This window comes from Iodobacter fluviatilis, assembly GCF_900451195.1.
Classification (GTDB): Bacteria; Pseudomonadota; Gammaproteobacteria; order Burkholderiales; family Chitinibacteraceae; genus Iodobacter; species Iodobacter fluviatilis.
The window spans coordinates 625,639-646,036 of record NZ_UGHR01000003.1; the positions used below are offsets into that span (position 1 = coordinate 625,639).

A 20,398-nucleotide genomic window follows, 5' to 3' on the forward strand; every position below is an offset into this window, starting at 1 on the left:
TTTTAAGTGTTTTATTTAAAAAAGGAAAATGAGTTGAATCTCGATTTCCTCAAGCCCAAAGCACCTGCGCTGATTGGGGTTGATATTAGCTCTTCGTCCGTAAAAATGGTCGAGCTGAGCCTATCAGGAACAACCTACAGCCTTGATCGCTATGTGATTGAGCTCTTGCCAAAAGATGCCGTAACCGACGGTAATATCGCCAATATGGATGTGGTGGTGGAGGCCGTGCGGCGAGCATGGCGGCAAATGGGCTCTAAAATCAAGAATGTCTCGGTTGCCCTGCCTGCGGCAGCGGTGATTACTAAAAAAATTCTGGTGCCATCCGGGCTGACCGAGCGCGAGCTCGAGATGCAGGTTGAAACCGAAGCCAATCAGTACATTCCTTTTTCTCTTGATGAAGTGAATCTGGATTTCCAAGTGTTGGGTGTGTCTCCGGTCGCCCCTGATGAAGAGGAAGTTCTGATCGCGGCTGCTAAAAAAGAAAAGGTGGATGAGCGTGTTGCGGTGATTGAGGCCGCTGGTCTGCGCGCTGTGGTGTTGGATGTTGAATCCTATGCTACACAGGCCGCGTTTGAGCTGATGCAGCCACAACTGCCCAATAATGGTGAAAACCAGATTGTGGCCGTGGTGGATATTGGCGCCACAGCCATGCATATGAATATTTTCAAAGACGGCCAGTCTATTTACAGCCGTGATCAGGCTTATGCGGGCAATCAGCTTACGCAAGAAATTCAGCGCAAGTTTAATATGTCCAGCGATGAGGCTGAGCAGGCTAAAAAGCACGGCGGTTTGCCAGAAAACTACGAGCCAGAGGTGTTGCAGCCTTTTATTGATACGCTGGCTCTGGAAATTTCGCGCTCATTGCAGTTCTTCTATACATCCAGTAACTACAACTCAGTTGATCATATTTTGTTGGCGGGTGGTTGTAGTGCGATTTATGGTTTGGACGATGCGGTTTCGAGCCGCACCAATGTGAGTAGCGCAATGCGGGCCAACCCTTTCCAGGGAATGGCAACCGGTAAAGTACGTGGTAAGCAGGTGCAGCTTGATGCACCTTCGCTATTGATTGCCTGCGGACTGGCAATGCGGAGGTTTGACCCTTCATGATTCGGATTAATCTGCTTCCTCACCGTGAGCAAAAACGTGTTGCACGCCAGAGTCGCTATTTTGTTCTGCTGGGTATGGCGTGCCTAGCTGCCGTGGCTGTTATTGTTGCGGGCTATCTTTTTTATTCTGCGCGTATCGAAACACAAAATCAGCGCAATCAATTCCTGACGGATGAAAACACAAAGCTGGATCGTGAAATTTCTGAAATTGAGAAATTAAAAGCCGAAAAGCAGTCTTTATTAGATCGTAAAAAGATTGTAGAACGCTTGCAATCCGGCCGTTCAGAAACCGTTCTGGCAATGGATCAGCTTGTCCGTCAAACGCCGGAAGGCATTTATCTGAAAGAAGTGAAAGCCGTGAATGATCAGGTCACGCTGATTGGTTATGCGCAATCTAATGCACGCGTTTCTACTTTAATGCGTAATTTAAACGATTCAGACATCTTTGAGCAGCCTGTACTGATTGAAGTAAAAGCCGCTCAGGTCGGGAATCAAAAACTATCAGAATTTATGCTTACCGTTAAAGTGACCCGTACAACAGAAGAAGCGGTAAATGCCTCCGCTCCTGGCAAACGTAAACAGCAGGGTGGCTAAAATGACACTCGACGAACTACGGAATTTAGATCCTAAAGATGTTGGCAACTGGCCGATGGCAGCACAAATCGGCTTGATTATTCTGGTCTTTGTTGTGCTCATTTCCGGAGGCTACTTTTATGTTTGGGGTAGCCAGATGGAAGAGCTCGAAACAGGACGGGCGAAGGAAGAGCAATTAAAGAAAGATTTTATTGATAAGAAAAGCAAGGCGATTAACTTAGATGCCTATCGCCAGCAGTTGCAGGAAATTCAGCAGTCTTTTGGTGCATTGCTCAGGCAATTGCCAAATAAATCTGAAATGGAATCTCTGTTAACAGAAATCAATCAGGCAGGGGTTGGCCGGGGTTTGTTTTTTGAATTATTTAAACCGGGCTCTGAAGTGAAAACTTCTGAATTTGCTGAGTTACCGATTGATATTCGCATCTCGGGTAATTACCACGATTTGGCGGCTTTTGTTAGCGATGTTGCTCAGCTTTCCCGCATCGTTACTTTAAGTAATCTGCAGCTTGTATCAACTAAAGACCCTGAAGTGATTTCCATGCAGGCGATTGCTAAAACGTACCGCTCGCTTGATGAGGCAGAATTGCAAGCTATGCATCAGGCCGCTCTCGACGCTAAGAAGAAACAGAAATGAAAATCCGTCTTGGATCAATTAAGTCTATTCTGCTGATGACGATCGCTACTGCATCCTTAACTGCATGTTTTGGAGAGGAAAATAGTGATCTGAAAAGCTGGATGAAAGAAAGTAGCGAGGGTTTGCGTGGCAAAGTGGAAGCTTTGCCCGAGGCCAAGCCCTATGTTTCGTTTGAATATAAAGCCTTTGATTTAAGCGATCCATTTCGTGCCGCTAAAATGGAATTGGCTAAAAAAGGTACGGGTGGTGGCCTAGCTCCGAATACGAATCGTGCCAAAGAAATTTTGGAAAACTACGATTTAGAGAAATTACGCATGGTGGGGACTTTAACCCAAGGTAAAACTATTAATGGCTTAATCCATGCACCTGATGGCAATTTATATCGGGTAAAAGTAGGTAGTTATATGGGACAAAATTTCGGCATGGTCACTGCGGTGAAGGATACCGAAATTCAATTAAAAGAAATTGTTGAGGACAGCGGGGGTGATTGGGTGGAGCGCACTACCAGTTTATCCCTTGATGAAGCGGAGCAAAAAAAATGAAAATACTCAATGTCATCACGTCAGCTATCTTAAGCTTGGCGAGTGTTGCTGCCCTAGCTGCAAGTAGCATTACTGCGATCGATATCAGCAATGTTTCGGCGGATAAACAAATTATTCGTTTAAGTTTTGCCGGGCCTGCACCTGTGCCCACCAGTTTTTCTGTGAATACACCACCCCGCGTGGCTTTTGATTTTGCAGATACCAGCAATCAGGCCGGTAAAAGCTCGGTACAGGTTAATGGTGCGGCGCTCAGGTTAATCAGCCTTGCCGAAGGCTCCGGCCGCACTCGTGTTGTGCTGAATATGCAAAAGCAGGCGGCTTATCAGACAAGAGCGGAGGGCAATGATTTTTATATCACCGTGGATGGCACAAGCAGTGCGGTAACCGCCCAAGCGCGTACCACTCACTTTGCTGAGAGCAAAGCTCCGGAAGTTGCGAGTAAAAACAAGCGGGATAGTATTGAGAATATCGACTTTCGCCGTGGTAAAGATGGCGAAGGCAAGGTTGTGATCGATCTTTCCAGCCCGAATGTGGGTATTGATATCCGCCAGCAGGGCAAAATGCTTCTGGTGGATTTCAATAAAGCAGCCTTGCCTAAAAAGCTTGAGCGCCGTATGGATGTCACCGACTTTGGTACGCCTATTCAAAAGGTTGATTCCTATACTCAGGGCGAAACCACCAAAATGGTGATTGAGCCTAAAGGCAACTGGGAATACTCGGCTTATCAGACTGAAAACCGTTTTATTATTGAAGTTCGTGAAGTGAACGACGAGCGCAATAAGCAAGCCGGTATTAAGCCTGCATTTAAGGGTGAAAAGCTGTCGCTTAACTTCCAGAATGTTGAAATTCGCACTGTATTACAGGTGATTGCCGAATTCACCGGCCTGAATATCATTACCAGTGATACGGTGACAGGCAATTTAACGCTGCGTCTTAAAGATGTGCCATGGGATCAGGCGCTGGATATGATTTTGCAAGCCAAGGGTCTCGACCAGCGCAAGAATGGCAGCGTGCTTTGGGTGGCTCCGCGTGAAGAGCTGGCCAGTAAGGAAAAGCAAGAACTGGAAGCCAGAAAGCAAATTGATGAGTTAGAGCCTACTCGCACTGAAGCATTTCAGCTGCGTTATCAAAAGGCTGAAGACTTAAAGAAAATGCTGACCGATGATAAGCAGCAGATGCTGTCTAAGCGTGGCAGTATTGTGATTGATGCCCGTACTAATACGCTGTTTGTACAGGATATTTCTAGCAAATTAGAGCAAGTACGTTCAGTTATCGGCAAAATCGATGTGGCTGTGCGTCAAGTACAAATTGAAGCCCGCATTGTAGAAGCGAATGATGGTTTTAGTCGTGAGTTAGGGGTGAAGCTGGGCTGGGGTTCTAAAGGCCATCTGGGTAATACTGATTTAGGCCTGGGGAATAATTTAGACAATGCAGGAAAAGGGATTGGTGTTATTCCAAGTACTACTACCGGTACAGCCACTACACCTGTCAATAATATTCTGACGATGGGCAATAATGTGAACTTGCCTGCCATTGGTTCTGGTGTTGGTGCTCCAGGTACCTTTGCCCTGATTGCTGCAAATGCAAATTGGTTGCTGGGTCTGGAAATCAGTGCTCTGGCTGCGGATAATAAAGGTAAGATTATCTCCAGCCCGCGTCTTGTAACGGCTGACCAGGTGGAAGCTTCTATTGAAAGCGGGGAAGAGATTCCTTATCAGGAAAGCTCGCAAAATGGCGCAACAACCATTTCTTTCAAGAAAGCGACGCTGTCATTAAAGGTGACACCGCAAATTACGCCTGATGGCAATGTCATCATGAAGCTGAACGTCACTAAAGACAGCCGAGGCACAGTAACTTTGGGTATTCCATCTATTAATACCAAGCAGATCAATACCACTGTTCTGGTTGAAAATGGTGGCACGGTGGTGATTGGTGGTATCTACACCCAAGAAGCAGGCTCGGATGTGACCAAAGTGCCTTTGCTTGGCGATATTCCCTATCTGGGGCATTTATTTAAAAATACCTTGGAAAAAGACATTCGCCGTGAGTTGTTGATTTTCATTTCACCAAAAGTGATTCAGTCAGACCTGTCATTACGCTGATTTTGTAAATTTTTTAGTCAGATAAGCGGGGCGCAAATCGCGCCCCGCTCTGCTTTCCGATACAATGCTTGGCATGAAACTGCCAGGCAATTTTTTTCTGGTCGGCATGATGGGTGCCGGCAAAACCACCGTTGGACGAGCGCTTGCTAAAGTCAGCGGTAAGGTTTTCTATGATACGGATCACGAGATCGAATCACGTACCGGCGCGAAGATTCCTATCATCTTTGAAGTAGAAGGTGAGGCAGGATTTCGCCGTCGTGAGGTGGCCATGATCAAAGAGCTTTCCGCGCAAAAAAACATCGTCCTAGCAACGGGCGGAGGAGCCGTGTTAAACCCGGCCAACCGCGCGATACTGAGGCGTGAAGGCTTTGTGATTTATTTGCGAGCCAGCGTGGACGAGCTGTATTTGCGTACCTGCCACGATAAAAACCGCCCGTTATTGCAAACTGAAAATCCTAAACAACGTTTGCAAGAATTCTACGAAATTCGAGACCCCCTTTATTGTGAAGTCGCTGATCTGGTGATTGATACCAGCCGGCAGACTGTTCATTCTTTATTGCAGCTTTTGATGAAAGAGCTGGAGCTGTACGCCGATCGTTAACTGGCGAATAACAAAGATGCCTGCGCAGTTTTTAATAATGTGCGGGTAAATCACTTGCCCAACCTATAAAGCTGGAGCGCCATGCAGACCGTTAAACTAGACCTTGCCCACGCCCCTTACGATATTCATATCGCCCGTGATTTATTGACTCAGGTTGAGCTCATTAAACCCTTATTGCTTCAGCCCCGTGTGGTGATTGTGAGCAATGCAACGGTGGCACCACTCTATTTAAAATCTCTGCAAGATGCTTTAGAAGCCGCAGATATTCAATGTCACAGCATTATCTTGCCTGATGGTGAAGTTTATAAAACATCTGAAACGCTTAATCTAATCTTTGACGAGCTACTTACCGAGCGCTGCGAGCGTAAAACCACGCTGATTGCCTTGGGCGGGGGAGTCATTGGCGATATGACCGGCTTTGCAGCTGCGGTGTATCAGCGCGGTGTGCCGTTTATTCAGATTCCTACAACCCTTTTGGCGCAGGTGGATTCATCGGTCGGGGGCAAAACGGGGATTAATCATCCGCTTGGTAAAAATATGATTGGAGCGTTCTATCAGCCTAAGCTGGTTCTGGCTGATCTGGCGACGCTGGATACCCTGCCGCTGCGTGAGTTATCCGCAGGCTTGGCCGAAGTGATCAAATATGGCTTGATTGATGATTTGGCTTTCTTTGAATGGCTAGAGGCTAATATTGAGCGGCTGATGGCGCGTGAAACCGAAGCGCTTGCCTATGCGGTTGAACGCTGCTGCCAGAATAAAGCTCGCATTGTGGCTGGGGATGAAAAAGAGCAGGGCCAGCGTGCCTTGTTAAATCTGGGACATACCTTTGGCCATGCCATTGAATCAGGGCTGGGCTACGGCGTTTGGCTGCATGGTGAGGCGGTTGCGGTAGGCATGATGCTGGCCGCTTTCGCATCGCGTGAGCTGGATCAGATCAGCGATGATGATATTGCCCGTATTGAATCCCTGCTGAAAAAAGCAGGTTTGCCGGTGCAAGCACCACAGCTGGGTAATGAACGCTATTTAGATTTAATGGCGCAGGATAAGAAGGTTGATGCGGGCAAAATTAAGTTTGTACTGATGCGCTGCCTTGGTGAATCTTATATTGGCGAGCTAAACCGCGAAACGGTGATTGCGGCTCTGGATGCGGGCTGTAGTTCTGTATAAATAACTGAGGGCAGGATTAACCTGCCCTCAGTGATGTTGAATCAAGACAATATTGTTTCTGCTTTTTTTGCTGCATATTCTGCCAGCGACATTTCTAATACGCCCTTTAGCTCTTCATGGATTGTGCTTAGGCCCGCTTCCAGCCTGGCAGAGAGAGGCGTGACCATGGTTTCAAACACATCGCGCAAGGTGATGCGTTGCAGGTCTACTGCTAAAATCCATTCCCCGTCCCGCGTTGATTCCACCCAGTTCTTTAAGGCCATTTCTTCGAGTAAGGAATAGCTAGTATCCAGCCCCAGCTGTGTTTTACGCCGCAGTTTATCGATATGCAGTATCTCACCCCGGCTATGTGCTTCTGCTAAAACCAGCAGGAGGCGTATGGATTGTTCTAATCGGGTGCCCTGATTGCCTTCCCAGCGCCATGCAGAGGCATGCCAGTAGGAAAGGCAGGCAGAGAGCACTGCACCGCCTAAAATAATCACCCAGCTTACATAGAGCCACATCAAAAAGATGGGGAAGCTGGCGAATGCGCCGTAAATCAGCTTAAACGTGCCAAATTGCTGGATATACAACCCAAATCCACGTTTCATCAGCTCCAAAGCTGCCGCCACCACAAGGGCAGAGATAAAGGCGTGGCTGCGCGGTACATAGCAATTAGGTACGGCCAGGTAAAGTAGGGTGAGCGAGCCCAGCATTAAGAGCATCGGGCCTAGCTTAAGCAGCATCAGGTTCAGCAGGCTGGCATCGCTATGCAAGCCGGTTTGGGCGTAGAGCCATGAGGTCAGCGAGATGCTGATGCCGATAATCAGCGGGCCAAGGGTGAGCGCTGCCCAGTAAATAATGGTTCTTTGTAATAGCTTTCTGGGGCGCTTCACGCCCCATACTTCGTTAAATGTTTTCTCAATGGTAAAAATCAGTAGCAGCGCTGTTACCAAGAGACCAATCATCCCCATGGCTGTTAGTCGCTCGGCATTGTCTGAAAACTGCCGCATATACACGCTGATGACTTTGCCCGATGCATCCGGTACTAAATTGGTCAGCAGGAAAATTTTAAATTTACTGCTGTAGTCGCCAAACATGGGGAAAGCAGAAAAAAGCGAGAGCGCAATCGTCAGCAGGGGGATCAGTGCTAGCAGCGTGGTGTAAGTCAGGCTGCCTGCGGTTTGCAGGCAGCGATCGGCAACCAGTCTGCGGCCCACGAAGCGGGAAAAACCGAAGAGCCGTTGCAAAACACCAAGGTTAAATAGAGGGCTTAGAGTCACGGTTGTGCGATTAAATGAAGGATGAGCTTTATAATACCGCAGCCCCACTATTTTGGAATTGCAATGCCAGAGATCCTTGTCCTTTATTACAGCACACATGGTGCTACCCGTCAGATGGCGCAGCTGATTGCACGGGGGATTGAATCAGAGGGTGCAACTGCCCGAATCCGTACCGTGCCCCGTATTTCCACGGTTTGCGAGGCAGTAGAAGCCAGTGTGCCGGATGCTGGCGCACCCTATGTGGAGCTGGCCGATTTACAAGAGTGTATCGCCTTAGCGCTGGGCAGCCCTACCCGTTTTGGTAATATGGCCGCGCCAATGAAGTATTTTTGGGATTGTACGGTAGGTGATTGGCTGAAGGGATCGTTAATTGGCAAGCCTGCTTGCGTGTTTACCAGCTCTGGCTCAATGCACGGCGGCAATGAAGCAACCTTGCTCACCATGATGCTGCCACTGCTTCACCACGGTATGTTGATTGTGGGCACGCCTTATTCTGAAACCACTCTGAGTACCACCACCAGCGGTGGCACGCCCTATGGTCCCAGCCATGTGGCGGGCAGCGAATCTGATCAGCCCTTGTCTGCAGCAGAGAAACAGCTCTGCCTTGCTCAGGGTAAGCGGCTTGCACAAATTGCACTAAAACTGGTGGCCGCAGAATGAAAGATCAACGATTGATTACTTTTTCGCATTGGTTGTCTGTGGCCAGCCTTGTTGCGCTGATTGTGTTGTGTATCTCTTGGGAGTTGTGGCTTGCCCCGATGAAAGAGGGCGGCTCCTGGCTGGCATTGAAGGCGGTACTTTTGTTGCCGATGTTGATGGGAGTATTAAAGGGCCGTCGTTACACCTACCAATGGGGATCGATGTATATCCTGATCTGGTTTGTAGAAGGCGTGATGCGTGCTTGGGGGGATCAAGGCTTGTCGCAAATTCTGGCTGGGGTAGAAGTCGCGTTGGCGACGCTTTGCTTTGCAGGCTTTGCCGCATTTGCTTGGTTGACGCGGCCGTCTTTAGGAAACGCCACGGCATAAATACAAAAAGGCCAAAAACCAGAGGCTTATCTTTAGCTCTGGTTTTTGGCCATTTGGTTTGAGTGTCTGCCCGTCACAAGACTTATGGCCCTGTTGTAGCAGATTGAGGATGGCTTGAGTGAAGCGTCCCCGACGGCAGGGCTGATTGGCCCGCCGTATCCCGGTCTTGAGTTCTTATTTTTAAACTGGGCCCTGCGCGTTAATGCGCGTTTCCTTGTTATGCAATTTGTTCAGCGCCGAGATATACGCTTTGGCACTGGCAGCAATAATGTCGGTGTCTGCGCCCTGGCCATTGACGATACGGCCGGATTTTTCTAAGCGCACCGTTACTTCGCCCTGGCTATCTGTGCCTTGGGTAATCGCATTTACCGAGTAAAGCTGCAACTCTGCACCACTATTAGCCATGCTTTCAATGGCTTTAAATACGGCATCAACTGGGCCGGAGCCGCTGGATTCGCCGTGTTTCTCATGGCCATCTTCGCTCATAGCAATATGGGCTAATGGCATTTCACCGGTTTCAGAAATCACTTTCAGAGAAGTGAATTTAAAATGTTCCTGTTCAATGGCCACCATTTCGTCCGAAACCAGTGCGTGCAAGTCTTCGTCAAAAATCTCGCGTTTACGGTCGGCTAATTCTTTAAAGCGGGCAAAGGCGGCGTTGAGTGCTTCTTCGCTGGCCAAATCGATGCCTAATTCGTGTAATTTGGTTTTGAAGGCATTACGGCCAGACAGCTTGCCCAAAGTCAGGCGGTTAGTGCTCCAGCCTACCGATTCCGCGCTCATGATTTCATAGGTTTCGCGGTTTTTTAGCATGCCATCCTGGTGGATGCCTGATTCATGAGCAAAGGCATTCGCGCCCACAATCGCTTTATTCGGCTGCACCGGGTAGCCGGTAATGGTGGAAACCAGCTTGGAGGTTGGCACTATCTGAATAGGATCAATCTGGGTTTGCAGATTGAATAAATCCTTGCGGGTGCGCACTGCCATTACGACTTCTTCCAAGCTGGCATTCCCCGCACGCTCGCCAAGGCCGTTGATGGTGCATTCCACCTGGCGCGCACCGGCTTGCACCGCTGCCAAAGAATTCGCCACCGCCATGCCCAAATCGTTATGGCAGTGCGTGGACCAGATCACTTTATTGGAATTGGGTACACGGGCAATTAGCTCCCGCATCCTTTCCGCCCATACGGATGGAATGCTGTAGCCCACGGTATCTGGCACGTTAATGGTTTTGGCCCCGGCCTGAATCACCGCATCAAAAATACGGATCAGGAAATCCATGTCCGAGCGCACGGCGTCTTCGGCTGAGAATTCCACATCATCAGTGTATTCCAGCGCAATTTTGACGGCTTTGACTGCTGCATCCACCACCTGATCAGGCGTCATGCGCAGCTTGTGCTCCATATGAATGGGGCTGGTGGCAATAAAGGTATGAATACGGCCACGTTTGGCTGGTTTGATGGCTTCACCTGCGGCACGCACATCTTTTTCATTTGCGCGTGCCAAAGAACAGACGGTGGAGTGCTCAATAATGCTGGCAATGGCCTTGATGGCATCAGCATCGCCAGGGCTGGCCGCGGCAAAGCCTGCTTCAATAATATCTACACCCAGTTTTTCTAGCTGGCGGGCGATGCGGATTTTCTCTTCTTTAGTCATCGAAGCGCCGGGTGATTGCTCACCGTCACGCAAGGTGGTGTCGAAAATATACAAACGATCGCTCATGCCATTTCTCTCAGGTTTGGGTGCTGTGGCTGAAAAGTAATACTGAATATTGAAGCTTTTACCTTGATGAGCCGCTAGTTGTGCCAGCTTATTAGTGGCACTGAGCGGAATACTGCCGCGTTCACGCCATTTGTAAATGGCCGCACGTGAAATGACATCATCCGGAAACAGATTATTGAGCGCCTCACTTAATACGCTAGGTCCACCAAAATCAGCGATTAGACGTTCAATGTCTAATTCCACGGCTATCTCCTCAAGGTTTATGTACTAAAGATTAGCTTTGGCGTGACAATGTGTCAAACTATTTGCTTGGTTTTTTTAATGAAAGAGTATTTTTGTGGACAAAAATATATAAATTAGACATTTTGTCTATTTTTGAGGCGGGTGGGGATGGGGAGAATTGGGGGCGGAGTGCCCCCGAGTAGAGATTAGGCGTCAGGGAGTGCTGAGTCTGCTTTTTGCGGTTTTATCCAGCGATAAAGCCAATACACATAGCCGGAGATGCCGTAGCCAATAAACACACAAAACAGCATGAGTGGGGGTTTGGCGACGATCACCAACAAAATCAGCGTGGTAATGAGTAACGCAAAGAAAGGCACGGTTTTACGCATATGCAGCTCTTTAAAGCTCCAGAAGCGCACATTAGAAACCATAGTCAGCCCTGCAAACAGGGTAAAGATTAAAGCCAGATAGGGCAGGGCGCCGCTGATGGGGGTGAGTTCTTCTGCGTATTCATGGCTGATCCATACCAGACCCGCCACCATGGCCGCTGCTGCAGGGGATGGTAGGCCTTGAAACCAGCGCTTATCCACCACCTCAATATTGGCATTAAAGCGCGCCAGCCTCATTGCGGCTCCCGCGCAATAGATAAATGCGGTGATCCAGCCCAGCTTGCCAAAATCTCGCAACATCCATTCATAGGCCACCAGCGCAGGGGCCACACCGAAGCTCACCATATCGGAAAGCGAATCAAACTGTGCGCCAAATTCAGATTGCGTATGAGTTAAACGTGCAACCCGCCCATCCAGGCCATCAAGCACCATGGCAATAAAAATAGCGACTGCTGCCTGATCAAAATTCTTATTCATGGCCTGCACAATGGCGTAAAAGCCAGCGAACAGCGCGGCCAGGGTGAACAGATTGGGCAACAAATAAATGCCCTGACGGCGGAAATTGATCGGGCGTTTAGCTTGCATACACAAAAGTCCTGAAGACAGTGAGTAGCAATTGTAGCTGACGACTTGCCTGGTCGATAGCTTGCTTGAAGATTCACATTTGCAAGCGGGAATGATTGGGGGATGCAGAAGAGGCAAAGGCATTTAAGTTATGCCTCTGCCAAAGAGCGCGTTCTTTTCAGAATTTAATTTGTTGTTCCAGCTTTAATACCCGTTTAATCTGGCCTTTTGTCCAGGCGCTTTGCGCAGCATAGGGCGCGCAATCATCCGGATGGCTGGAGCAGGATACAACCCGGAAAAGCCCCTGATAAACCCAGCTATTACTGGTTTGTTTCAGAAAAACCGGGATAACCCCGCCTTGAATGGCCAATTGATCTGCGGCTGCTTTTTCAGGGAGCTTGGGGTTGCAAAGAATAATATTAGGAGCGCCGGGATTAAGATCAGGGCTTAAACAAGCGGCAACAACACGGCCATGCTTGCGTGGTAAATAGGAGTGTTTATTGCCACCGCACTCTGCGTGAATATCTTCACGGCTATACGACTTCCCCATTTCGAACATGGGAGCCTCCATCTAAGGTATTGATAAGTTATTGTTAACTTGGGCCGCAGCAACATGCCGGGACGACATCACAATATCTGTTTCAATTTAAAAACCGCATAAATCTAAAGGCTGTGGCTGCAAAAAAATCATCAAAATATAGAAAAACAGGCTTTTAAATTGAGACTTGAATGCAGCATGCCGGCCGCGTGCAACAGGGTCTGAGTTATAATTCCGGGTTTGATGATTACAGGGGCTCTACGTGTCAGAACGTCTGTTCGTTCTTATGCAACACCTTTTACCTAAGCGTTTGCTGACGCAGCTCTCAGGGGTGTTTGCAGGTCTTAAAGCGGGAGGGCTGACTCAGGCGGTGATTCGCTGGTTTATTGGCAAATATAAAGTCAATATGGCCGAGGCCGCAGAGGCCGATCCTGCCGCATTTGCCACATTCAATGAATTCTTTACCCGGGCATTAAAGCCCGGAGCACGGCCCATTCATGCAGCGCGTTTTGTCTGCCCTGTGGATGGCAGGATCAGCCAGCTTGGGCCGGTTAAAGCAGAGCAAATTTTCCAGGCCAAGGGCAAGGAATTCAGCGCAACGGCACTGCTGGGCGGCGATAGCAACTTGGCCAGGCCTTTTATTAATGGCAGCTTTGCCAATATCTACCTTAGCCCGCGTGATTACCACCGCATCCACATGCCTTGCGATGGGCGCCTGACGCAAATGATTTATGTGCCCGGCGAGCTGTTCTCGGTAAACCCCGTGACCGCCCGTGGCGTGGATGGCTTATTCGCCCGCAATGAGCGCGTGGTCTGCATGTTTGAATCCGACTTCGGCCCCTTTGCCCTGGTGTTGGTTGGTGCAACTATTGTCGGCAGCATGGCGACGGTCTGGCACGGCATTGTTAATCCGCCAAGAAGCAAGGCAGTCAGAAAATGGGATTATGCAGGTCAGAATATCGAGCTGAAAAAAGGCGAAGAAATGGGCCGTTTCCTGCTTGGCTCCACCGTGGTAATGCTGTTCCCTGAAGGCACTTGCCAGCTCAATGCCGATTGGGCGGCAGACCGCGCCGTACAATTGGGCGAGAAGATGGGCGATTGATGTACTGCTTTGGGGTGGGCCGTGGGATGGGTATCGCTTCGCTCTACTCATCCTAGGTGCTCCTGCTCCTGCAATTAGGGGGAGTGGTGTTAGTTGCCCAACCATTCCTCCCTCAATATTCCTCTATAAACAACATCCTCTAGCTTGCCCCATTTAATCGCTTGCTGGCGTAAAACCCCCTCTTGCTTAAGACCGATTTTTTCCATTACCCGCCCGGATGCCGGGTTTCTGGCCAGATGCTCTGCGTGGATGCGTTTTAGTTTTAGCTCGGTAAAGCCAAACGCCAGGATTGCATGGCCCGCCTCGCTGGCGTAGCCCATGCCCCAGAAGGGTTGGCCTATCCAGTAGCCGAGCTCGGCACGGTGCTCGGGCAAAATATCAAACAGGCTGATGGCACCTAGTAAGGTTTCATCTTTTTTGCTGCGGATGGCGAGGGCCAGCGTTTGTTTTACCTGCCATAAGCTGGCGTTGCTGGCGATCCAGCTTTCTGCTGCGCCATCGGGGTAGGGGTGAGAAATGGTGGCGGTGGTGTCTGCAATAGCAAAGTCACCCGCAAGCCTTTGCACGGCTGGTGCGTCGTCAAAGCTAAAGGGGCTAAGGATAAGGCGATCGGTTTCAAGTGTGGGCATTTTTGCTCCCAAAAAAAGCCAGCTCGAAAGCTGGCTTTTACGTCTTAAATCAAGGCCAATTAGTTCTTAGTTTGATCTACGATTTTATTCGCTTGAATCCAAGGCATCATGGCGCGCAGTTTTGTGCCGACTACTTCGATGCCATGCGCTGCATTGTTGCGGCGGTAAGCGGTCATCGATGGGTAGTTAGTTGCACCTTCAACGATGAATTTCTTTGCGTATTCGCCGTTTTGAATGTCTTTCAGCGCTTGGCGCATGGCTTTGCGGGATTCTTCGTTGATGACCTTAGGGCCAGTCACGTATTCGCCGTATTCTGCGTTGTTGGAGATCGAGTAGTTCATATTGGCGATACCGCCTTCGAACATCAGATCAACAATCAGTTTCAGCTCGTGCAGACACTCGAAGTAAGCCATTTCTGGCTCGTAACCGGCTTCAACCAAGGTTTCAAAGCCCATTTTAACCAGCTCAACCGCGCCGCCACATAATACGGCTTGCTCACCGAATAAGTCGGTTTCGGTTTCGTCTTTGAATGTGGTTTCGATAATACCAGTGCGACCACCACCTACGCCGGAAGCGTAAGACATGGCGATGTCGCGGGCTTTGCCCGATGCATCTTGGTAAATTGCAACCAAATCAGGCACGCCGCCGCCACGAACGAATTCGGAACGTACTGTGTGGCCTGGTGCTTTTGGCGCGATCATGATCACGTCGAGGTCTTTGCGTGGCACAACCTGGTTGTAATGAATCGCAAAACCGTGCGCAAAAGCCAGCGTTGCACCTTGCTTGATGTTTGGCTCGATTTCGTCTTTGTAGAGTTTTGACTGGAATTCATCCGGAGTCAGAATCATGACTACATCGGCTGAGGCAACCGCAGTGGCTACGTCAGTTACTTTTAAGCCGTGAGCTTCAGCTTTAGCAACAGTTGCAGAGCCTTTACGCAGGCCAACTACCACGTCAACGCCGGATTCTTTTAAGTTGCAAGCATGGGCATGGCCTTGCGAGCCGTAGCCAATGATGGCTACTTTTTTGGATTTGATGATGGAAAGATCACAGTCTTTATCGTAAGAAACTTTCATGGCTGAATTCCTGTCTTGGTGTTTGATTTTGATCTGAGCATGGCAAGGGCCACACTCAATTAAACTTTTAAAATACGCTCGCCACGGCCGATGCCAGAGGCGCCGGTGCGTACGGTTTCCAGAATGGCAGCCGGATCAAGTGCCTTGATAAAGGCATCCAGCTTTTCGCCTGTTCCGGTTAGCTCTACGGTATAGGCTTTTTCTGTGACGTCGATAATGCGGCCACGGAAAATATCCGCCATCCGCTTCATCTCGTCTCTTTCCTTGCCGGTCGCCCGTACTTTAATCAACATCAGTTCACGCTCGATGTGATCGGCCTCGTTCAGGTCGATCACTTTCACTACTTCTACCAGCTTGTTGAGCTGTTTGGTGATTTGTTCGATGACGTCTTCAGAGCCATGGGTGACGATGGTCATCCGGCTCATCGTGGTGTCTTCAGTGGTTTGCACTGTTAACGAGTCGATGTTGTAGCCACGCGCTGAAAACAAGCCGGTTACACGTGATAGTGCACCTGCTTCATTTTCGATCAGTACTGAAAGAATATGTCGCATTTTTATCTCCTCTCAGCACAGATTGCCGTAATCACGGTTATTTTCAAATGGCACCAATTGCATATCACGCATATGTGGTGGTAAATCCATCTGGCTTAGGCCTTTCCCGTTTTGAATCATCGGGAAGACATTTACTTCTCTGTCGGTAATAAAATCCATAAACACAAGGCGGTCTTTCAGCTTATCGCTAAAGGCTTCGCGCAGTGCCGGCTCTACATCCGACGGTTTTTCGATTTTCATACCCACATGGCCATAGGCTTCGGCCAGTTTTACAAAATCAGGCAGCGCATCCATGTAAGATTCGGAATAGCGATTGCCGTAAAAGAACTGCTGCCACTGGCGAACCATGCCCAGATAGCGGTTGTTCAGATTAATAATCTTGGTTGGAATATGGTATTGCTTGCAGGTTGAAAGCTCCTGGATATTCATCTGGATTGAGCCTTCGCCAGTAATACAAGCGACGATCGCATCCGGGTTCGCCAGTTGAGCGCCCATTGCCGCAGGCAGGCCAAAGCCCATTGTGCCAAGACCACCTGAGTTAATCCACTGACGCGGACGTTTAAACGGATAGTATTGCGCGGCAAACATCTGGTGCTGGCCTACGTCAGAAGTAATGATGGCCTCGCCACCAGTCACTTCCCACAGCTTTTGCACCACAAATTGCGGCTTGATCACCAGATCAGAAGGCTCGTACCAAAGGCTTTGCGGTTTACGCCACGCTTCAATCTGCTTCCACCAGTCTGCCAAAGCCTCGGCCTGTGGCTTGATGCCGGTTTCTTTCAGAATGCCGATCAGGTCGATCAATACATGTTTTACATCGCCTACAATCGGGACATCGACTCTAACGCGCTTGGCAATAGACGATGGATCGATGTCGATATGCACAATCTTTTTAGTTTGCGAAAGGAAGTGCTCTGGCGATGAAATAACACGGTCGTCAAAGCGTGCGCCGATCGCAATAATCACGTCACTATACTGCATCGCCATATTGGCTTCGTAAGTGCCGTGCATGCCCAGCATGCCAAGGAAATGAGGATCGGTGCCGTCCAGTGCGCCAAGGCCCATCAGGGTATTGGTGCAAGGCAGGTTGAGCATCTTCACCAGCTCGGTCACTTCTGCGCTGGCATTGCTTAAAATTGCGCCGCCGCCCACATAAATAAATGGACGCTTGGCTTCACCTAATAGCTGAGCCGCCTTCTTAATTTGCCCTGGATGGCCTTTAGTTGGCGGGGTGTAGCTGCGAATCGAAACCGATGCGGGATAAATAAACTCGGTGGTTTGAGCCGCAATATCTTTAGGCACATCGATCACAACCGGGCCAGGTCTGCCGGTTGTCGCAAGGTGAAACGCTTTTTTGATGGTTGGAGCAAGCTCACGAATATCTTTCACGAGGAAGTTGTGCTTCACGATAGGTCGCGAACAGCCCACCATATCGACTTCCTGGAAAGCATCCAAACCAATCGCATCGGTAGCAACCTGGCCGGAGAACACCACCATAGGGATTGAATCCATATAGGCAGTGGCAATGCCGGTAATGGCATTGGTGGCTCCCGGGCCGGATGTTACCAGCGCAACGCCCACTTTTTTGCTGGAGCGGGAGTAAGCATCGGCAGCATGCACGGCCGCTTGTTCGTGGCGAACCAGCACATGCTTAAAATAATCTTGTTTAAAGATTGCATCGTAAATAGATAGAACTGCGCCGCCAGGGTAGCCGAAAATAAATTCAACCCCTTCTTCCTGCAAGCAGCGCGTGATGATCTCTGCGCCCGAAATTTCCATGGGTATTCCCTAGGTCAGAACGATAGATAAACGGATGGAGCCAGTATGTGGCCATCCATTTGCAAATGATTTACCGGGTCTTCCGCCGCTATAAACAGGTTTGTGACCCATTTTGACGACCAGTGTGTGTCCGCTGGCGGTGACCTTTCGGCGCAGGCTGACTATGTAGAGTGCCGCCTGCATTATTGGCTGGATATTGCACTAGAAACTTACCGCACTGCGGTATAAATGGCAAGTTCTTCTAGTGATTTGCATATTGACTTTGTTAGTATCTCAGCCTTGATTTTCTTTTCTATCTGAAAAGAAAGTGTGCAACACGATTGCTTTGCTTGCCCTTTTGGGGGGTAAAGGTACTTCGCGGTTCTTGATAAGATTGCGAGCGTGCTGCTTAAGTGCTGTAAACGGGTTTCTTCAGTTTATTTATAGTATGAAAAGTGAACCAAACGTTTCATGTAAGCTAAATATTTTGCATATTTTATGATCGTTTGCTTAGTTTCAATAAAGTGCTAGGTGCATCGGCAGTAAAAAATGATGCACTTTATAAAAATGATGCAGTAAAAGGATGATTTGTGAAGATTACAACGGGGCCGGCAGGCTGGTGGCGGCGTATGTTTGCCTTTTTATACGAGCTTTTGCTGCTTATTGCGGTGGTTTTACTGGCAGGCGGAATATCCCAAGGGGTATTTCAATTGTTAACAGGCTTACCTGTTACGGCTCTGCCTGAGCATCTTTTGGCAAGTGCTCTGCATTTTACTTGGGTGATGTCGGTGGCTTTTGCTTATTGCGCGTGGTGCTGGCGCGGCGGGCAGACTTTAGCGATGCGCACATGGAGAATCTGCCTTGTAAAGAGCGATGGCAGCCCGCTTGGCTGGCGTGAGGTGGGTATCCGTTTTGCTGTGGTGGTGATTTGTACTCTGCCTTGCGCACCCTTCTGGATTTTTGCCCGCCATCATGCGGATTTACGCATCGTGGCGTGGCTGTTAACGGCTTTGTTTTTTCTGCCTTATTTATGGGCACTGCTGGATAAAGAACGCCGGTTTTTGCATGACAGGCTGGCGGGAACTCAGCTGTTGATCGCACCGCCTAGGGTTTAAGCTATGGATTGCGTGGGCAATCATGCCTGCGCAAAGCAGGCTTGTGCCTCGCGCCGCCTGAGTAAGCCCAATCCCAGCAATAAAGCACCAAGAGCAATCAGCAGCGGGTAATCGCCTCCCCAAGCATAGGGCGGCGTACCGCTGCGGTTTTGCGCGGTGCCTTCTAAAATGCCTGCTGTTCTTTCGGGCAATACTCCTTTATAACGCCCCTTCTCATCGATAATCGCCGTCAGCCCTGTATTGGTCGCTCGCAGCATATAGCGGCCGGTTTCTAAGGCGCGGGTCTGGCTCATTTGTGCGTGCTGAGCAGCCGCCCAAGAGCCATCAAACCATGCAAGGTTGGAAAGATTAACCAGCATGGTGGCTTCGGGCAGTGCGTTGATAATTTCCCGCCCAAACACGTCTTCGTAGCAGATATTTGCAGCAATCTGGCCGGATGCCAGCGAGAACGGAGCTTGTTTTACTGCGCCACGGCTAAAGCCAGAGAGCGGCATATCCATAAACTGATAAATCCAGTTAAAGAGCCACGGCAACGGAATAAACTCACCAAAAGGCACCAGATGCTGCTTTTTATACAGTGGTAATGCCGGGTCCGACATCACCGTGACGGCGTTGTAATACTCCGCCTCATGTTTGCCTAAAATCGGAATGCCCAGAATTAAATCAGCTTTGCGTGGCGCAACGGCATCGCGTAATAGTTGTGGATACCAATCTGGCACATCGCTGATAAACGAAGGTATGGCCGTTTCGGGCAAGACGACCAGCTGGCCGCGAGCTTTTTGGGTTAATTCCAGATAGCTTTTCAGGCTATCTAAATAAAAAGCATTATCCCATTTGATATCTTGCGAAATATTGCCTTGTACTAGACTCACCCTCACCGGCGCACCGATTTTTTTTGTCCATTCCAGCTGATTTAATCCCCAGCCTGCAATCCAGATGCTGGCCACAATGCCCCAGCCCTTCAGCCACTTCGGCTTGCTGACAATCACCGCAACGCAGAGGCACAGCAGCCAGCCCATCAGATAGACGCCGCCAATGGGCGCGTAGCCTGCAAGTGGCGTCATCGGGCTTTGCGAATAGCCGACGCTGGCCCAGGGGAAGCCTGTAAACAGCCAGCCGCGCAGCCATTCAGTCAGAATAAATACGGTAGGCAGCAGCAGCACACGCAGCCGTTCAGGGCAGGGCAGCTTTAGCGTCAGCCAGCCAGCTAATGCTGGAAATAGCGCCATATAGGCGGCCAGCACCAGAATCCCCCCTGCAGCCATGGGCGCAGGCATGCCGCCAAAGGTATTCAGACTGATGAAAATCCAGTGGATATTGGCGAGGAAAAATCCCAGCCCAAAACTAAAACCAAGCCATGCAGCGGCTTTGGGTGTTGTGGATTTCTGTATGGCAATGGTCAGCGCGGCCAGTGAAAGCCACATAATTGGGAATAAATACAGCGGGGCAAAAGAAAAAACACTGATCGCACCAAACAAGGCCAGCAGGAGGAGGGGCAGTAAGGGTTTAAGTTTTTGCATCTGCAACACGGCCTGTGACTGTTTGGGGTGGGGTGCTTCAAGGCATCAGTATCTACACACATTAGGTGGCATTTCAGTGCTATAGCTTCCCCCTTTATCAAAGGGGGATTGAGGGGGATTTGCTTTGGTGTAGCTTTGTTTGGTGCCTTTTGATCAAAATATGCAAATTCTAAATC

The 20,398-nt window shown here is 49.4% G+C and carries 19 protein-coding genes and 1 pseudogene; 11 read left to right on the forward strand and 9 right to left on the reverse strand.

What is annotated here, in order from left to right; genetic code table 11:
• Positions 1-105: 105 nt before the first annotated feature.
• The 7 genes and pseudogenes from DYD62_RS18235 to aroB all read left to right on the forward strand — a co-directional run.
• A pseudogene (locus tag DYD62_RS18235) lies at positions 106-1,035 on the forward strand (pilus assembly protein PilM); the annotation flags it as partial.
• Between the two features lie 68 nt (positions 1,036-1,103).
• A complete protein-coding gene (locus DYD62_RS18240; protein ID WP_115228814.1) occupies positions 1,104-1,700 on the forward strand; it encodes a PilN domain-containing protein in 597 nt (198 codons plus the stop codon).
• 1 nt (position 1,701) lies between these two features.
• On the forward strand, positions 1,702-2,334 hold the full coding sequence (locus DYD62_RS18245) for a type IV pilus inner membrane component PilO (RefSeq protein WP_115228815.1): 633 nt from the start codon (positions 1,702-1,704) through the stop codon (positions 2,332-2,334).
• Entirely contained in the window at positions 2,331-2,876 is a 546-nt protein-coding gene (locus tag DYD62_RS18250; RefSeq protein WP_233702966.1) for a pilus assembly protein PilP, read from the forward strand. The genes DYD62_RS18245 and DYD62_RS18250 overlap by 4 nt, the downstream gene beginning before the upstream one ends.
• Positions 2,873-4,978 carry a type IV pilus secretin PilQ gene (locus DYD62_RS18255; protein WP_115228816.1) on the forward strand — a complete coding sequence of 702 codons (2,106 nt, stop codon included), beginning with the start codon at positions 2,873-2,875 and terminating at the stop codon, positions 4,976-4,978. The genes DYD62_RS18250 and DYD62_RS18255 overlap by 4 nt, the downstream gene beginning before the upstream one ends.
• Positions 4,979-5,042: 64 nt before the next feature.
• On the forward strand, positions 5,043-5,579 hold the full coding sequence (locus DYD62_RS18260; RefSeq protein ID WP_115228817.1) for a shikimate kinase: 537 nt from the start codon (positions 5,043-5,045) through the stop codon (positions 5,577-5,579).
• A gap of 81 nt (positions 5,580-5,660) precedes the next feature.
• On the forward strand, positions 5,661-6,746 hold the full coding sequence (aroB, locus tag DYD62_RS18265; protein WP_115228818.1) for a 3-dehydroquinate synthase: 1,086 nt from the start codon (positions 5,661-5,663) through the stop codon (positions 6,744-6,746).
• Positions 6,747-6,787: 41 nt separating this feature from the next.
• On the opposite strand, the gene DYD62_RS18270 is transcribed toward aroB, so the two are convergent.
• Complete coding sequence (locus DYD62_RS18270) at positions 6,788-7,945, reverse strand: YihY family inner membrane protein (protein ID WP_172476524.1); 1,158 nt, start codon at positions 7,943-7,945, stop codon at positions 6,788-6,790.
• A gap of 126 nt (positions 7,946-8,071) precedes the next feature.
• Here DYD62_RS18270 and wrbA point away from each other — a divergent pair, with 126 nt between their 5' ends.
• The gene (gene wrbA, locus DYD62_RS18275; protein WP_115228820.1) at positions 8,072-8,668 is read left to right on the forward strand and encodes an NAD(P)H:quinone oxidoreductase; all 597 of its coding nucleotides are present in this window, start codon (positions 8,072-8,074) and stop codon (positions 8,666-8,668) included.
• Entirely contained in the window at positions 8,665-9,036 is a 372-nt protein-coding gene (locus DYD62_RS18280; protein ID WP_115228821.1) for a DUF2069 domain-containing protein, read from the forward strand. Before wrbA ends, DYD62_RS18280 begins: the two co-directional genes overlap by 4 nt.
• Positions 9,037-9,216: 180 nt before the next feature.
• Here the strand turns inward: DYD62_RS18280 and DYD62_RS18285 are convergent, their stop codons facing one another.
• The 3 genes from DYD62_RS18285 to DYD62_RS18295 all read right to left on the reverse strand — a co-directional run bounded on the left by DYD62_RS18285 (position 9,217) and on the right by DYD62_RS18295 (position 12,492).
• Positions 9,217-11,001 (reverse strand): 2-isopropylmalate synthase, encoded by a 1,785-nt coding sequence (locus tag DYD62_RS18285; RefSeq protein WP_115228822.1) that lies wholly within the window; start codon positions 10,999-11,001, stop codon positions 9,217-9,219.
• Positions 11,002-11,186: 185 nt separating this feature from the next.
• Positions 11,187-11,954 (reverse strand): CDP-diacylglycerol--serine O-phosphatidyltransferase, encoded by a 768-nt coding sequence (pssA, locus tag DYD62_RS18290; protein ID WP_115228823.1) that lies wholly within the window; start codon positions 11,952-11,954, stop codon positions 11,187-11,189.
• 157 nt (positions 11,955-12,111) lie between these two features.
• Positions 12,112-12,492 carry a DUF6697 family protein gene (locus DYD62_RS18295; protein WP_115228824.1) on the reverse strand — a complete coding sequence of 127 codons (381 nt, stop codon included), beginning with the start codon at positions 12,490-12,492 and terminating at the stop codon, positions 12,112-12,114.
• A gap of 241 nt (positions 12,493-12,733) precedes the next feature.
• Between DYD62_RS18295 and asd the strand changes: the two genes are divergently transcribed.
• Positions 12,734-13,573 (forward strand): archaetidylserine decarboxylase, encoded by an 840-nt coding sequence (gene asd / locus DYD62_RS18300; protein WP_115228825.1) that lies wholly within the window; start codon positions 12,734-12,736, stop codon positions 13,571-13,573.
• An 89-nt stretch (positions 13,574-13,662) separates the two neighbouring features.
• On the opposite strand, the gene DYD62_RS18305 is transcribed toward asd, so the two are convergent.
• From DYD62_RS18305 to ilvB, 4 genes are read right to left on the reverse strand one after another with little or no spacing between them, the layout of a single operon-like run.
• Complete coding sequence (locus DYD62_RS18305; RefSeq protein ID WP_115228826.1) at positions 13,663-14,202, reverse strand: GNAT family N-acetyltransferase; 540 nt, start codon at positions 14,200-14,202, stop codon at positions 13,663-13,665.
• A gap of 59 nt (positions 14,203-14,261) precedes the next feature.
• Positions 14,262-15,278 carry a ketol-acid reductoisomerase gene (gene ilvC, locus DYD62_RS18310; RefSeq protein WP_115228827.1) on the reverse strand — a complete coding sequence of 339 codons (1,017 nt, stop codon included), beginning with the start codon at positions 15,276-15,278 and terminating at the stop codon, positions 14,262-14,264.
• Between the two features lie 59 nt (positions 15,279-15,337).
• The gene (gene ilvN / locus DYD62_RS18315; protein ID WP_046351917.1) at positions 15,338-15,829 is read right to left on the reverse strand and encodes an acetolactate synthase small subunit; all 492 of its coding nucleotides are present in this window, start codon (positions 15,827-15,829) and stop codon (positions 15,338-15,340) included.
• A gap of 12 nt (positions 15,830-15,841) precedes the next feature.
• The gene (ilvB, locus tag DYD62_RS18320) at positions 15,842-17,608 is read right to left on the reverse strand and encodes a biosynthetic-type acetolactate synthase large subunit (RefSeq protein WP_115228828.1); all 1,767 of its coding nucleotides are present in this window, start codon (positions 17,606-17,608) and stop codon (positions 15,842-15,844) included.
• Between the two features lie 569 nt (positions 17,609-18,177).
• Between ilvB and DYD62_RS18325 the strand changes: the two genes are divergently transcribed.
• A complete protein-coding gene (locus DYD62_RS18325; RefSeq protein ID WP_099398863.1) occupies positions 18,178-18,702 on the forward strand; it encodes an RDD family protein in 525 nt (174 codons plus the stop codon).
• Between the two features lie 20 nt (positions 18,703-18,722).
• Here the strand turns inward: DYD62_RS18325 and lnt are convergent, their stop codons facing one another.
• Positions 18,723-20,222, reverse strand: a complete 1,500-nt coding sequence (gene lnt, locus DYD62_RS18330) for an apolipoprotein N-acyltransferase (RefSeq protein WP_115228829.1) — start codon at positions 20,220-20,222, stop codon at positions 18,723-18,725.
• Positions 20,223-20,398: the final 176 nt, after the last annotated feature.

Excerpts from the sequence above, each read along its gene's own strand:
- aroB (WP_115228818.1), top strand. The coding sequence starts at position 5,661 with ATGCAGACCGTTAAACTAGACCTTGCCCACGCCCCTTACGATATTCAT.
- DYD62_RS18280 (WP_115228821.1), top strand. The coding sequence starts at position 8,665 with ATGAAAGATCAACGATTGATTACTTTTTCGCATTGGTTGTCTGTGGCC.
- DYD62_RS18240 (WP_115228814.1), top strand. The coding sequence starts at position 1,104 with ATGATTCGGATTAATCTGCTTCCTCACCGTGAGCAAAAACGTGTTGCA.
- wrbA (WP_115228820.1), top strand. The coding sequence starts at position 8,072 with ATGCCAGAGATCCTTGTCCTTTATTACAGCACACATGGTGCTACCCGT.
- ilvC (WP_115228827.1), bottom strand. The coding sequence starts at position 15,278 with ATGAAAGTTTCTTACGATAAAGACTGTGATCTTTCCATCATCAAATCC.
- DYD62_RS18245 (WP_115228815.1), top strand. The coding sequence starts at position 1,702 with ATGACACTCGACGAACTACGGAATTTAGATCCTAAAGATGTTGGCAAC.
- ilvN (WP_046351917.1), bottom strand. The coding sequence starts at position 15,829 with ATGCGACATATTCTTTCAGTACTGATCGAAAATGAAGCAGGTGCACTA.
- DYD62_RS18260 (WP_115228817.1), top strand. The coding sequence starts at position 5,043 with ATGCTTGGCATGAAACTGCCAGGCAATTTTTTTCTGGTCGGCATGATG.
- DYD62_RS18250 (WP_233702966.1), top strand. The coding sequence starts at position 2,331 with ATGAAAATCCGTCTTGGATCAATTAAGTCTATTCTGCTGATGACGATC.
- DYD62_RS18255 (WP_115228816.1), top strand. The coding sequence starts at position 2,873 with ATGAAAATACTCAATGTCATCACGTCAGCTATCTTAAGCTTGGCGAGT.
- pssA (WP_115228823.1), bottom strand. The coding sequence starts at position 11,954 with ATGCAAGCTAAACGCCCGATCAATTTCCGCCGTCAGGGCATTTATTTG.
- DYD62_RS18295 (WP_115228824.1), bottom strand. The coding sequence starts at position 12,492 with ATGTTCGAAATGGGGAAGTCGTATAGCCGTGAAGATATTCACGCAGAG.
- lnt (WP_115228829.1), bottom strand. The coding sequence starts at position 20,222 with ATGCAAAAACTTAAACCCTTACTGCCCCTCCTCCTGCTGGCCTTGTTT.
- ilvB (WP_115228828.1), bottom strand. The coding sequence starts at position 17,608 with ATGGAAATTTCGGGCGCAGAGATCATCACGCGCTGCTTGCAGGAAGAA.
- DYD62_RS18305 (WP_115228826.1), bottom strand. The coding sequence starts at position 14,202 with ATGCCCACACTTGAAACCGATCGCCTTATCCTTAGCCCCTTTAGCTTT.